Origin of the sequence: Shewanella sp. SM95, from assembly GCF_025653595.1 — a bacterium.
Lineage (GTDB): Bacteria > Pseudomonadota > Gammaproteobacteria > Enterobacterales > Shewanellaceae > Shewanella > Shewanella oncorhynchi.
Map to the genome: position 1 here is coordinate 36,149 of NZ_JAKKSE010000003.1, position 14,234 is coordinate 50,382.

The 14,234-nt window shown below is 48.6% G+C and carries 13 protein-coding genes; 1 reads left to right on the forward strand and 12 read right to left on the reverse strand.

The genetic code is table 11. The annotated features are described in order from the left end of the window. Nucleotides 1-156: 156 nt before the first annotated feature. The 12 genes from L5M29_RS05430 to L5M29_RS05485 form a co-directional block, all read right to left on the reverse strand. Nucleotides 157-915 carry a sulfite exporter TauE/SafE family protein gene (locus tag L5M29_RS05430; RefSeq protein ID WP_263166624.1) on the reverse strand — a complete coding sequence of 253 codons (759 nt, stop codon included), beginning with the start codon at nt 913-915 and terminating at the stop codon, nt 157-159. Nucleotides 916-1,106: 191 nt separating this feature from the next. Next, nucleotides 1,107-1,424, reverse strand: coding sequence for a cytoplasmic protein (locus L5M29_RS05435; protein ID WP_263166626.1), 318 nt, complete (start codon nt 1,422-1,424; stop codon nt 1,107-1,109). A gap of 38 nt (nt 1,425-1,462) precedes the next feature. Next, nucleotides 1,463-2,065: a DJ-1/PfpI family protein gene (locus tag L5M29_RS05440; RefSeq protein ID WP_263166627.1), complete on the reverse strand. Its 603-nt coding sequence runs from the start codon at nt 2,063-2,065 to the stop codon at nt 1,463-1,465. Between the two features lie 88 nt (nt 2,066-2,153). Continuing rightward, nucleotides 2,154-2,555: a hypothetical protein gene (locus tag L5M29_RS05445; protein ID WP_263166629.1), complete on the reverse strand. Its 402-nt coding sequence runs from the start codon at nt 2,553-2,555 to the stop codon at nt 2,154-2,156. Nucleotides 2,556-2,887: 332 nt separating this feature from the next. Next, on the reverse strand, nt 2,888-3,544 hold the full coding sequence (locus tag L5M29_RS05450) for a 3-oxoacid CoA-transferase subunit B (RefSeq protein ID WP_006082325.1): 657 nt from the start codon (nt 3,542-3,544) through the stop codon (nt 2,888-2,890). A 128-nt stretch (nt 3,545-3,672) separates the two neighbouring features. Further along, nucleotides 3,673-4,377, reverse strand: coding sequence for a CoA transferase subunit A (locus L5M29_RS05455; RefSeq protein WP_263166631.1), 705 nt, complete (start codon nt 4,375-4,377; stop codon nt 3,673-3,675). 87 nt (nt 4,378-4,464) lie between these two features. After that, the gene (locus L5M29_RS05460) at nt 4,465-5,388 is read right to left on the reverse strand and encodes a hydroxymethylglutaryl-CoA lyase (protein ID WP_263166632.1); all 924 of its coding nucleotides are present in this window, start codon (nt 5,386-5,388) and stop codon (nt 4,465-4,467) included. 1 nt (nt 5,389) lies between these two features. Then, entirely contained in the window at nt 5,390-7,432 is a 2,043-nt protein-coding gene (locus L5M29_RS05465; RefSeq protein WP_263166633.1) for an acetyl/propionyl/methylcrotonyl-CoA carboxylase subunit alpha, read from the reverse strand. Next, nucleotides 7,432-8,301 (reverse strand): enoyl-CoA hydratase-related protein, encoded by an 870-nt coding sequence (locus L5M29_RS05470; protein WP_198573823.1) that lies wholly within the window; start codon nt 8,299-8,301, stop codon nt 7,432-7,434. The genes L5M29_RS05465 and L5M29_RS05470 overlap by 1 nt, the downstream gene beginning before the upstream one ends. 43 nt (nt 8,302-8,344) lie before the next feature. Further along, nucleotides 8,345-9,952: a carboxyl transferase domain-containing protein gene (locus L5M29_RS05475; RefSeq protein WP_011847235.1), complete on the reverse strand. Its 1,608-nt coding sequence runs from the start codon at nt 9,950-9,952 to the stop codon at nt 8,345-8,347. Nucleotides 9,953-10,068: 116 nt separating this feature from the next. Then, nucleotides 10,069-11,238, reverse strand: coding sequence for an isovaleryl-CoA dehydrogenase (locus L5M29_RS05480; RefSeq protein WP_012089637.1), 1,170 nt, complete (start codon nt 11,236-11,238; stop codon nt 10,069-10,071). A 153-nt stretch (nt 11,239-11,391) separates the two neighbouring features. Continuing rightward, nucleotides 11,392-11,799: a MerR family transcriptional regulator gene (locus tag L5M29_RS05485; RefSeq protein ID WP_006082318.1), complete on the reverse strand. Its 408-nt coding sequence runs from the start codon at nt 11,797-11,799 to the stop codon at nt 11,392-11,394. Between the two features lie 291 nt (nt 11,800-12,090). Between L5M29_RS05485 and L5M29_RS05490 the strand changes: the two genes are divergently transcribed. Beyond that, on the forward strand, nt 12,091-14,049 hold the full coding sequence (locus L5M29_RS05490; protein WP_263166638.1) for a propionyl-CoA synthetase: 1,959 nt from the start codon (nt 12,091-12,093) through the stop codon (nt 14,047-14,049). Nucleotides 14,050-14,234 lie beyond the last annotated feature (185 nt).

Sequence of the window (14,234 nt, forward strand, 5' to 3'; positions counted from 1 at the left end):
CGCTATCCTTAATCACACTGTTCTCCTATAGGATGGATCAGAGTAACAAGTCAGTCACATAAGGGCAATTTATCGGTGAGACCTTGTATCGAAAACTCGCCTGTCCAGCTTTTATGAGTTTAAGCTTCACAAATCAAAAGCCTAACGTATGAAAAACTAGCGCATGAAAAAGCCTAAGGCCATCGCTAAACCGACGATTACAATAAAGCCGCGTAGCAAGGGCTGTGAAATGCGGTAGGCCAGCGCCGCCCCCACATAACCACCGACAATCGCCATAACGGCAAGCAGCAACAGATATTGCCCATCAATAACATTGCCCGCGGCATAAATCACCACTGCAATCGTGGTAAGCAGGGCAGAAATCAGATTTTTAAGCCCGTTCATCCCATGTAGGTTGGTTTGCCCCATTAGACCAAAACTCGCCAGCAGAATAATGCCTAAGCCACCATTAAAATAACCGCCATAGATACACACAGCCGACAGCATTATCAGTGCCGTTATCGGACTTAACATTGGCGTAGAGGTGTTTTCGCCTTGCTCAGCGATTCTTCGTTTGAGCAACCAAGGGCCAACAATAAAGGCTGCGGTGGCCAGTAGAATCAGCCAAGGGATCAGCTTTGCGAAGACTTGCTCGCTGGTGGTCAGCAAAATACCCGCGCCAATACTGCCGCCAATTAAAGCAATTAAGATCAGATTTTTAAGGCTAAGACTCGCCGGATATTCGATATCCTTTCTAAAACGCCATGCGCTGGCGATATAACCAGGCAGCAGCGCGGCTGTCCCCGTGGCATTCGCCGCAATCGGTGGAACCCCGACAAACACTAACGCTAATAGGGTAATAAAACTGCCTCCACCGGCAACTGCATTGAGCATGCCGCCTAAAAAGCCCGCGAGTGCAATAATAAGCCAGTCCATAGATACCGCTCCTTTGGACAATGAGAGAGTTAAACAGAGCGCTAAAAATGTGTCTGTTATTATGAGTCAATCTAAGCACTCACCCTAACATGATGATTTCGATATTGAAAGTCGCGTAATGATTCGTTACATATCGCCATTCGTGAAGGTGAAAATATAGGATGAGTGAGCAGGCTTTTATTTGCTTAGTGCTAGGGGACTTGGTCCCAAATGCCAGACATAAAAATAACCGCTGCTATGGCTGCACTTTGCTCGGTAAAAACATCTTCTCCCCAGCAGTTTTGTCCACGTTCTTGGTAATAAACATGAAAGGTACTGAGCATAGGTGTTCGAATGCAATACCAACCATCGAAGGTATTCTTAGCAAAATTGACCCAATACTGCGCATCAGCAGCTTGGATTTGCTGAATGAGTAATTCATTTTGCGATAGCAAAGCCACAAGCTCATTCTGGGTGGTTATTTGATGCTCGGCTTTTATAGCCTCGAGAAGATTTTTAAGTTTTATCATGGGATTCTTTTCATTCATCGAGAGTATCTACATCACTTTTAACGAATGGCCGCGGAGATGGAGGATTGGATTAATGCTTCAAAAATATCTGTTTGCCCAGCAGGAATAAGCTGCCTGTGAATTTCGCGGCGTTTCGCACTGTCGAATAAGCGCTCCGCAATCCAGCCGGTTAAATAGAGTGAGGACAAGCAGCCACCCGCAGTGGCAATATTGCCATTAATCACGAGGGCGCAGTCTTCTACATCGACGCCCATGGCAACTAGGGCAGGTTTTGCATCGGGGTGAGTCGTTGCCGAGAGATTGTCGAGTAGCCCTAATTTGGCAAAGAAGAATGACCCCGCGCAGATACTGCCAAGCAACTGTCGTGTGGGATCTAATTTAAGGGCGGACATAAACTCAGTATCAGCAAGTGCCGCAGGTACGCCTTTGTAACCACTGCTGAATAATACTACGTCGGCATCAGCGACTTCGGCCACATGACCATCGGTTGCAACCGTCATCCCTAAACTCGATCTGTGGCTAGGCTTTGTCCCGAGTACTTTCACATTCCAGTCTGTTTTTGTCCTGCCGAGGATGTCACGCATGAGGAAAAAATCGATATCGGTAAATTCATCAAATATCACAATTGAAATCTGGTACATAAGCTTTCCTTTGGCTTTGTGCTGATAGTTGTTTTAGATACGCTTCTTGAATGGTGCAATTTATACCATTATTTGGCGATTTTTAGGGTTAAGGCTTTTTCGATTTTGCGGGTAAGTGATGCCAATTAACTACGTATCGATATAGGGCTAAACACTGCGGAATGGTCAGCATTAGGATGATCACATAGCCGATGTTTGAGCTTATGTCTGGTGGATTTGTCGTATTACTGGCCCAATTGATGCCTACATACATCAAGCTCCATACGCAGAATATGGGGAAGAATCGTTGCCACACTTTTTGTGAGAAAAACCGTAATTTATAGACTTGGCCTTGAAGGCCAATCAATCCCTGCAACATCACCAGCCAATTGATAAAATCGTACCAAGCGACAGTGGACATCATAGCCGCGCGGTAATTCATGATTAATTGCAGTACACAAAACCAGAAATAGATCCTCCATGCCCGCATACCGCTCTCCGTGTTACCCATACCTTAAACTTTTATCGCTACGAACGGTTTGCGAACGACAAATAAGGTATTCGTTCTGCATCCTTATCACGAACTGCAATGAGCCATAGCCTACAATTTGCCGCGTATTATCGCTTTATTAAGAGGTAGTTTGCTGAAATATAGCGGGTTAATCAGGTAATTCATACTAATGAATGAGTGGTGCAATTGACTAGGATTAACTCTCAAGTCGCAGCGCTAGCTAATTGCTAGATAAACAAAAAGCCCAGAATTATCTTCTGGGCTTTTAAGGTATAAAACTTAGTGCATCAAACTGGAGCATTGATGTTAAGAAGCAAACTTAAACTCTGTGCTTAAAACACCATTTCGGGTACATGCTCAGGTACGATTAATTTGCCAGCAGTTTTGCTGACGATTTCTTCTACGCTGACACCTGGGGCGCGCTCTAGTAGATGGAAAGCGCCATCTTTGATTTCGATAAAGGCTAAATCTGTGACGACGCGTTTAATGCAGCCGTAACCAGTCAGCGGCAATTCGCATACGGGCAGTAGCTTAGAATTACCGTATTTATCGGCGTGCATCATAGTCACAATAATGTTTTCAGCGCCCGCGACTAAATCCATCGCACCGCCCATGCCTTTGATGAGTTTGCCGGGGATCATCCATGAGGCGATAGAGCCATTCACATCGACCTCAAAGGCGCCGAGCACGGTTAAGTCCACATGGCCGCCACGGATCATGGCAAAGCTTTCCGCCGAGGAGAAAAACGACGCGCCTTTGACTGCGGTAACGGTTTGTTTGCCCGCGTTGATTAAATCGGGATCTATGGTGTCTTCGGTAGGGAATTCGCCCATGCCGAGTAGGCCATTTTCCGATTGCAGCATGACTTCCATGCCGCTGGGAATATAGTTAGCGACCAGTGTTGGAATGCCGATGCCGAGGTTGACGTAGTAGCCATCTTTTAATTCTTTGGCGACGCGCTGAGCCAGTTGTTCTCTTGATAATGCCATGATATCTATCCTTTCTATTTGGCTTTGACGCTTTGGTCTTCACTCTTAGGCTTTTACCTTTAGTTTTTACTTTAGGGAGCTAAGTGCCAATTGCGTTAACTGTGTTTCAAGGTTTTTGCCTGCGCCTTTTATTTCGCGACTTTTACCGTGCGTTGCTCGATACGTTTCTCGAACGTGCCTTGAATAACGCGGTCAACATAGATGCCCGGCGTGTGGATATGATCTGGGTCTAGCTCGCCCGGCTCAACAATAAACTCGGCTTCTACTACAGTGATTTTGCCCGCGGTCGCCATCATAGGGTTAAAGTTGGCGGCGGTTTTACGGAACACCAAATTACCCATGGTATCGGCTTTCCATGCACGCACTAAGGCAAAATCTGCGGCCAGCGACTCTTCTAACACGTAATGGCGACCTTTGATTTCGCGGGTTTCTTTACCATCAGCGACTGGCGTGCCGTAGCCTGTAGCGGTGAAAAATGCCGGAATACCTGCGCCACCTGCGCGGATCTTTTCCGCCAGCGTGCCTTGGGGCGTTAAAATCACGTTCAGTTCGCCAGAGAGCATTTGTTGCTCGAAAGTGGCGTTCTCGCCCACGTAAGAGGCGATCATAGTGGCGATTTGGCGATGTTTTAACAGTAAGCCAAGGCCGAAATCGTCAACGCCAGCGTTGTTTGATATCGCCGTTAAGCCGTTAACGCCCATCTTAACCATTTGATTGATTAAGCCTTCTGGAATGCCGCACAGGCCAAAGCCGCCGACCATAATGGTCATGTCGTTTGATAAGCCGTTTAACGCTTCTTCATAGCTGCTGACGACTTTATTGAGTCCTGCCATTGTGATGTCCTTTTATGTTGTATAAAACGCGCGGGAAATAACGCGCGTTTTTAATAACGGTTGTTGGTGTCGTTAATTATTGTTGTTCTATTTTGCTAACAGGGCTGTGGCCACTTTCGAACCGTTTTTACGATTCAACTGCGTGCTGATCGCTTGCCCTGCTAACGCGAGTTTTGGTAAATCGATACCCGTTTCGAATCCCATGCCGTGCAGCATATACACTAAGTCTTCGGTGGCAAGATTGCCCGATGCGCCTTTGGCATAGGGGCAACCACCAAGACCCGCAACCGAGGAGTCAAACACCCGCACACCTAAGTCTAAACAGGCCAAAATGTTGGCTAATGCTTGGCCATAGGTGTCGTGAAAGTGTAGCGCCAGTTTTTCGACTGGGACGCGCTCAGCCACTGTTTGCAGCATTCTACGGGCTTTTTGCGGCGTGCCTACACCGATAGTGTCGCCGAGCGATATTTCGTAGCAGCCCATTTTGTAAAGGATTTCAGACACACGGGCCACTTCACTGACCGCTATCTCACCTTCATAGGGGCAGCCGAGCACACAGGACACATAGCCGCGCACCGGAATATTGTGCGCTTTTGCTAATTCCATCAAAGGGATAAAGCGTTCAATCGACTCTTCTATCGAGCAGTTGATATTGCGCTGACTAAAGCTTTGTGAGGCGGCGCCAAATATTGCCACCTCACTCGCTTTTGCATCCAGTGCCAGTTCAAAGCCTTTGACGTTGGGTGTGAGCGCGCTATACACCACGCCGCTTTGACGCTGTATTTGCTTGAGCACATCGGCAGAATCGGCCATTTGTGGCACCCATTTAGGTGACACAAAGCTGCCTGCTTCGATACGCTTAAGCCCCGCACCTGCCAGCGATTCAATCAAGGCGATTTTAGCTACCGTCGGCACAGCGACTTCGTTTTGCAGGCCGTCGCGCGCGCCCATCTCGAAGATGCTGACTCTGTCTTTGGCGTTCGCGGCTTGGCTTAGATTGACTAAAGACATCTTAGGCTTCCTTGGTCGCGGTTGGCTCGTTTGTCTCTAACGGCTCAACGTTAAGCAAGGTTGCACCATCGGTGACCAGCTCGCCCGCTTTAAAGTAGAACTCAGTGACTATGCCATCAAAGGGGGCTTCGATGGTGTATTCCATCTTCATGGCTTCCATCACTAGCAAACCTTGGCCCGATTTCACTTGTGTGCCGACATCGACTAAATGGGTCACTACCGTACCGTTCATCGGTGCTTTTAACTTGTCAGCATTGCTGGCTTGTTCTTCGACCACGAGTGTTTGCACTGCTTTAAAGTGGTAACTGCCAGAGGATAAAAATAGCGTAAAGTCATCACCTTGGGCACTAACGGGCACTTTACTCTTATGGCCGTTGATTTCGGCGAGCAGTAAATCTTGTTTCAGCTCGCCATTTAGCAACCAATCTTGTCCGTGCAGCGGTAGCTGATACATGCCGCCTAAATCGAGCATCACTAACTGCTGCAATTCATGGGCATCATCGAGCAGGGCAATATTGTGCTGGCTGCAGCTGTTGAGTCTAAAGCCGCTGACTTGACCCCAAGGCGAGTAAGGATCGGCGCTGTTGATCGCTTGTGCTTTGGCGGCTTCTTTACGGGCAAGCACTTGATACAGCGCGGCAAAGGCAAGGGCAGTGTCAGCTTCGCTTGAAGCTGTGCCAATTAAGGTGTCGCCATAACGGCCAATAAAGTCAGTGCTAAAGTCGGCATTGGCAAACGCTGGGTGTTCGGCAATGTTCGCTAAAAACTCAATGTTGTGCTTAAGACCGCTGATTTGATACGACTCTAACGCATGCACTAAACGTTGCAGGGCGCGTGGGCGCGATTCATCCCAGACGATAAGCTTGGCAATCATAGGATCGTAGAAGTTACTGATCACATCGTTTTCACGAATGCCCGAATCGATACGCACGTATTTGCTTTGCTCGGGTTCGCGCAAAAAGTTGAGCTTACCGCTGGCGGGTAAAAACTCATTCTGTGGATCTTCGGCATAAATACGCACTTCAAAGGAGTGGCCGTGAATACGTACTTCATCTTGCTTAAGGGGCAGTGGCTGACCACTGGCGACCATCAATTGCCATTTCACTAAATCTTGGCCTGTGACCATCTCAGTCACTGGATGCTCAACCTGCAGACGGGTGTTCATCTCCATAAAATAGAAGCTATTGTCTGTATCTAGCAGAAACTCTACAGTCCCCGCGCCAACATAATCGATGGCTTTGGCTGCCGCGACGGCTGCTTCACCCATTTGGGCGCGCAGTGCATCGCTTAACCCTGGCGCTGGCGCTTCTTCGACCACTTTTTGGTGGCGACGTTGAATCGAACAATCGCGATCCGATAAATAAATCGCGTTGCCAAAGGTGTCGGCAAACACTTGCACTTCGACGTGGCGCGGCTGGCGTAAATAACGCTCCATCAATAACTTATCGTTACCAAAAGAAGAGGCCGCTTCACGGCGCGCCGAGTTAACGGCTTCCATGATTTCGCCTTCATTCTCGACGATACGCATGCCTTTACCGCCGCCGCCATAAGCCGCTTTAATCAGCATAGGGAAGCCGATTTTCAGTGCCTCCGCTTTTAAGGTCGCATCGGTTTGGTCATCGCCGTGGTAACCGGGCACTAAGGGCACGTTTGCCGCTGTCATAATAGATTTAGCGGCGCTTTTACTGCCCATGGCATCGATAGCATCGCTACCTGGGCCAACAAAGACGATGCCTGCGGCTTCACATTTACGGGCAAAGTCGGCGTTTTCAGATAAGAAACCGTACCCAGGGTGAATGGCTTGGGCGCCGGCTTTTTTGGCGATATCGATAATCAAATCGCCCTTTAAATAGGAGTCTGCCGGCGCACTGCCGCCTAGATAGAAAGATTCGTCGGCCATGGCGACATGGCGCGCTTCTTTATCGGCATCGGAATATAAGGCAACGGTGCGAACGCCCATGGCATGGGCCGTTTTGATGATGCGACAGGCGATTTCACCGCGGTTAGCAATTAATAGTTTAGTAAACATGTGCTTGGTCAACATCAAAGGGCTCCTTGGGTATCACTTGGCTTTTGCATGGGCTTGGAGGGCGTTGAGTGTGCTTGTTGCCAGTTAGGCTGACGTTTCTCAAAAAAGGCGTTTAAGCCTTCTTGGCCCTCGGTCGATACCCGAATGCGGGCGATACGCTCGCTAGTGTAATCAATGGTTTTTTGGTCTATCACGCCGTCTTCAAGATGCGACAGCAGTGTTTTTACCCATGCCATGCCTTGCGGGCTGTTGGCTAGCAACGCGTCAATCATCGGCTTTGCGGCGGCGTCTAAGTCATCGCTGATCTCATGAATGACGTTAAGCTTTAATGCGGTTTCTGCACTAAAACGCTCGGCGGTCAGCATGTAGCGGCGCGATGCACGGTTACCCATAGCGCGGGCAACGTAAGGGCTAATTACCGCAGGAATTAATCCGAGTTTTACTTCGCTTAAGCAAAAGCTGGCGCGCGTCGTGGCGATAGCGATATCGCAGGCGCAAATCAGCCCCAGTGCGCCGCCAAAGGCTGCGCCTTGCACTAATGCAATGGTGGGTTTTGGAAAGGTATCTAAATCCTGCATCAGTTTTGCTAAGGCTTTGGCATCATTTAGATTTTGCTCAAAGTCCATTTTGGCTTGTTTGCGCATCCAATTGAGATCGGCGCCGGCGCTGAAGTTTTTGCCATTTGCTTTGAGTACCAGCACTTGGCATTGCTTGTGCTCAGCAAAATAGCTAAGGACGCTAATCATCTCGCTAATCATCACTTCATCGAAGGCGTTGTGTACTTCTGCTCGGTCAAGAATAAGCTCGGCAACGCCGTTATTGAGTGAGTAACTCACGTGCTGCAAGTTGCTTAATTCCTGTGGCGTTATTGGTAAATTTGTCATAACTGTTTCCCTATCTTATTGATTTGCTGTGTATACGTATGGTTTACATACGGAACACACCAAAGCGGGTGTCTTCGATAGGAGCATTTAATGCCGCCGATAGGGCAAGGCCGACCACATCGCGGGTTTGCGCTGGGTCAATAATGCCGTCATCCCATAAACGGGCGCTGGCATGATACGGATGACCTTCTTTGTCGTACTGGGCGACAATTGGCGCTTTAAAGGCTTTTTCATCCTCTAACGACCATTCTTCGCCTTTACGGGCTAAACCGTCGCGGCGCACTGTGGCGAGAACGCCTGCGGCTTGCTCGCCGCCCATCACAGATATACGGGCGTTAGGCCACATCCACATCATGGTCGGTTCGAACGCGCGGCCACACATGCCGTAGTTACCCGCGCCGTAGCTGCCGCCAATAATCACAGTGAATTTAGGTACATTGGCGCAAGAAACCGCAGTCACCATCTTAGCGCCGTGTTTGGCTATGCCTTCGTGTTCGTACTTTTTACCCACCATAAAGCCAGTGATGTTTTGCAGGAACAGCAGCGGAATTTTGCGTTGGCAGCATAGCTCAATAAAGTGCGCGCCTTTTTGCGCCGACTCAGAGAACAGAATGCCGTTGTTAGCGACAATGCCGACTGGGTAGCCGTGAATACGGGCAAAACCGCATACTAAGGTCGCCCCATAGTTGGCTTTAAACTCATCAAAATCAGAATCATCGACGATACGGGCGATCACTTCCTTGACATCAAAGGGCTTTTTCAAATCAGTGCCGACAATGCCGTACAGTTCGCTAATGTCGAACTTCGGCGGTTTGACAGGACTTAAGAGTGATTTGATTTCTTTTTGATGATTCAGGCGTGATACCGCGCGGCGTGCAAGCTCTAACGCATGCTCATCGTTTTGGGCTAAATGATCCGCCACACCGGAAATTTTAGTGTGCACTTCGGCGCCGCCGAGTTCTTCGGCGCTGACTTCTTCACCTGTGGCCGCTTTCACTAATGGCGGACCGGCTAAGAAGATAGTGCCTTGATCTTTTACGATAATCGATTCATCCGCCATGGCCGGCACATAGGCGCCGCCTGCGGTACATAAGCCCATCACCACTGCAATTTGGGGAATGCCCTTAGCGGACATTTGCGCTTGATTGTAAAAGATGCGGCCGAAATGGTCGCGGTCGGGGAAGACTTCATCTTGGCGGGGCAGGTTAGCGCCGCCCGAGTCGACTAAATAAATACAAGGCAAGTGACAACGGCTGGCAATATCTTGGGCGCGAAGGTGTTTTTTGACGGTAATCGGGTAGTAAGTGCCGCCTTTAACTGTGGCGTCGTTGGCGATGATCATGCATTCCACGCCACTCACTCGGCCGATACCGGCAATAATGCCCGCTGCGGGCACTTCTTCGTCGTAGACTTCAAACGCGGCAAATTGCGACAGTTCTAAAAAGGGTGAACCTGCATCGAGCAGCTTTTCAACCCGTTGACGTGGGAGTAATTTACCGCGGGATAAATGACGCTCCAGCGCAACAGGGCCGCCGCCGAGTTCGATTTTATTGAGTTTAGTTTTAAGATCGGCCACTAGGGCGGCCATATCGTCGGATTTTGCTTTAAATTCATCGCTACGGGCGTTGATACGACTGCTTATTTGCGTCACTTTGATTGTCCTTATAAAGCGGAAACTCGGTATCACCTTGCTCGAATGGGCGGCACAAACTGTAAATTACAGTGCAGTGCTACCCATTCACTTGTGAGAGATTATTGGAACTCGCGTTATTTCGACTCATTGAACAGTTCGCGGCCAATCAGCATGCGGCGAATTTCAGAGGTGCCCGCGCCGATTTCATACAGCTTGGCATCACGCAGTAAACGGCCGGTGGCGTATTCGTTCACATAACCATTACCGCCGAGCAGTTGGATTGCATCCAGTGCCATTTTAGTGGCGAGTTCTGCGCTATAAAGAATCGCACCTGCGGCGTCTTTACGGGTGGTTTCACCGCGATCGCAGGATTTTGCTACGGCATACACGTAGGATTTGGCGGCATTCATGCCGGTGTACATGTCGGCTAACTTGCCCTGTACCAATTGGAATTCACCAATCGATTTACCAAATTGCTCACGCTCGTGGATGTAAGGTACAACGATATCCATACAAGCGTTCATGATCCCTAGCGGGCCGCCAGATAGCACGACGCGCTCGTAATCTAAGCCGCTCATTAGCACTTTTACGCCGTTGTTGAGGCCACCTAAAATGTTTTCTTCTGGCACTTCCACATCTTCAAACACCAGTTCGCAGGTGTTAGAGCCGCGCATGCCGAGTTTGTCGAGTTTTTGTGCTTGGCTAAAACCTTTCGAATCACGCTCAACGATAAAGGCGGTAATACCGTGTGCGCCTTTGGTTAAGTCGGTTTTCGCGTAAATGACATAGGTGTGTGCATCTGGACCGTTAGTGATCCACATTTTGTTGCCGTTTAAGATGAATCGGTCGCCTTCTTTACGGGCATGCAGCTTCATCGAAACCACGTCAGAACCCGCGTTTGGCTCACTCATGGCCAGCGCGCCAATATGCTCACCGCTCACCAGTTTGGGCAGGTACTTGGCTTTTTGCGCTGCATTACCGTTACGGTTGATTTGATTGACACACAGGTTTGAGTGGGCGCCATAACTTAGGCCGATAGAAGCGGATGCACGGGAGATTTCTTCCATTGCGACGACGTGGGCTAGGTAGCCCATGTTTGCGCCGCCGAACTCTTCGGGTACCGTTACTCCGAGCAGTCCCATTCCTCCAAGCACAGGCCAAAGTTCATTGGGAAAGGCATTGTCGTGATCCACTTTCGCGGCAATTGGGGCGATTTCATTCGCGGCAAAATCCTGCACTGCATCGCGCAGCATATCGACGTCTTCGCCTAGGCCAAAATTCAGACTTGTGTAGAGAGAGTTCATTGCTTGTGTCCTTTCAGATGTTCTAATTTCAGATTGTTATAGTTTTTATGATTTTTAGGTGCTTGAGTCTTTTAAATCTTGTATTTAAATCTTGTATTTAAATCCGTAGTCGTTATCGCCATCAAATTGATTTGATTTTGTGTCAACGGGGATTTAGGCTTTTGCCGTTTTGTTATCTTCTAAGGCTAAACGGCACTGCTGCTCGGCGGAATTGAGTTCCATTAATACGACTTTGATGTCGTCCATTTGCTGTTGTAGTGCGGACTTCTTTTCTTCCACTAGCGCAAGCATGGTATTGAGCTGTGAGGTGCTGCTCTTGTCGGCATCGTATAATTCGAACAAACGACGGGTTTCTGCCAAAGAAAAGCCCAAGCGTTTACCGCGAAGAATGAGCTTGAGACGCACCCTGTCTTTGAGGCTATAAATACGGGTTTGGCCGCGGCGTTTAGGTTTAAGCAAACCTTGGTCTTCGTAAAAACGAATACTACGAGTAGTGATATCAAACTCTTTTGAGAGATCACTGATCGAGTAAGTCGTTTGTGGTGTGTTCGTTGCGCTCATTCATGCACCCTAAATAATCAGTTTTAAGCAAGATATATGAAGTTTACGTAAAGGTAAAGATTTTGGCTTTTATTCTGTTGGCAAAAAAGTGTCAATCCCAATTGCCATAAGCCTGTGCAGCGAGATTAAAACGTATGCTTTAAATTAGTGTTCTCACATAAAACCACAAATATCTTCTGGTTATAGGCTAACGTCTAATAGTGGGCTTTAAACCTCCTTGCTAATAATAGAAGCAGGAAGGGGTAGTTATTGCGGCTGACGATGTGAGTCGCAGTCCTGATTGGAGGACATATGTTGACCGAACAGCAAAATGCATCTGTAGCGCAAGCCACAAATCAAAAACAGAACCAACAAAAACATCAAGCGTTGCACCAAGCATCCTTGCTTAATAAAGCCGATTTCTGGGGAGAAGCGGCGAAGACGCTCGATTGGATTAAGCCGGCGCAAACGGTGCTCGATGAATCGCAGGCGCCGTTTTATCACTGGTTCGCCGATGGTGAGATGAACACTTGTTATAACGCCGTTGACCGCCATGTGTTGGCTGGACGCGGTGACCAAGTGGCTATCCAGTATGTGAGTCCTGTTACTGATACTGAATACGGCATTAGCTACGGGGAGTTACAGGCTCAAGTGAGCCGACTCGCGGGCTTTATGCAATCTATTGGTATAGTGAAGGGCGACCGTGTGGTGATTTATATGCCTATGGTGCCTGAAACCGCCTTCGCTATGCTGGCCTGTGCTCGCATCGGTGCGATTCATTCGGTGGTTTTTGGTGGCTTTGCCGCCAATGAACTCGCGACTCGGATCAATGATGCTAAACCCAAATTGGTCTTGTCTGCATCTTGCGGCATTGAGCCCTCGGGCGTCATTCCTTATAAGCCTTTACTAGACAAAGCCTTGGCTCAGTCTGTGCATCAGGTTGATCACTGCCTAATTTTGAATCGTAGCCAGTATCAGGCCGATTTACTTGAGGGCCGTGACTTAGATTGGCAAGCCGCATTAGCAACTGCACCTAAGGCCGACTGTGTCGCGCTTAAGGCTACCGATCCCTTGTATGTGCTTTATACCTCAGGCACCACGGGTCAGCCTAAAGGTGTGGTACGCGATAATGGTGGCCATGCCGTGGCTCTGGCTTGGTCGATGCAGCATATTTACGATATTCAAGCGGGTGATGTGTTTTGGGCTGCGTCCGATGTGGGTTGGGTTGTGGGTCATTCTTACATTGTGTACGGACCGCTGCTGGTGGGCGCTACAACCTTAATGTATGAAGGCAAACCTGTTGGTACGCCAGATCCCGGCGCATTTTGGCGCACGATTGCCAAATATAAGGTTAAAAGCTTCTTCACCGCGCCGACGGCTATTCGCGCAATCAAGCGTGAAGATCCTGATGGTGAATATCTACAAGGTGTTGATTTAAAATGTCTTAAAAATGTGTTTTTGGCTGGGGAACGTTGCGATCCCGATACCTTAGTTTGGGCACACACTAAGCTCGCTAAACCTGTTATTGATCACTGGTGGCAAACCGAAACGGGCTGGCCTGTCGCAGCAAACTTGATGGGTACAGCGCCGGTTACCATTAAACCAGGTTCGCCAGCTTTACCTGTGCCGGGTTATGCGGTTGAAGTGCTGGACGAATTGGGTGAGCAAGTTGCACCCAATACCTCAGGGAATGTGGTGATTAAATTGCCTCTACCGCCGGGAACCTTAACGACACTGTGGCAAAATGATCAACGCTATCAAGATAGTTACTTGTCTATGTATCCGGGGTACTACTTAACTGGCGATGCGGGTTATACAGATGAAGACGGCTATCTCTACATTATGAGTCGTATTGATGACATCATAAACGTAGCGGGGCACAGGCTATCGACGGGACGCTTCGAAGAAGTGTTATGTCAACACCCTGATGTGGCCGAAGCCGCGGTAATTGGGGTAGATGATGCGCTTAAGGGCCAAGTTCCCCTCGGATTAGTGGTACTCAAGAAAGGTGTGACGATCAGTGATGAAGAGCTGCATAAACAGTTAATAACCCTGGTACGCCAAGAAATTGGTCCCGTCGCCTCTTTTAGGTTAGTGAGTGCGATTCAAAAATTACCTAAAACGCGCTCGGGTAAAATTTTACGCGGTACTATGCGAAAAATTGCCGATAATCAGCAATATACTGCGCCAGCGACCATAGAAGATCCACAAACCTTAGAGTTAGTGCGTACCGCGCTCACTCGCATGGGTTATGCCGATGCCTTAGTGTAAGAAATAGAGCGTAAAGGCTTTTATAGAAAGAGTGTAAAGGTTTTATAGAGAGTTGAAATATCAAGGCGATAGTAAACTGACCAAGCTTGCTATCGCCTTTTTGCGCATGGCATTTCTTATTTCGGCAAAATCAAAGATTGAAATTTTCACCTCAAATTTGCTAGTCTTGCATTCTCATTACGTAC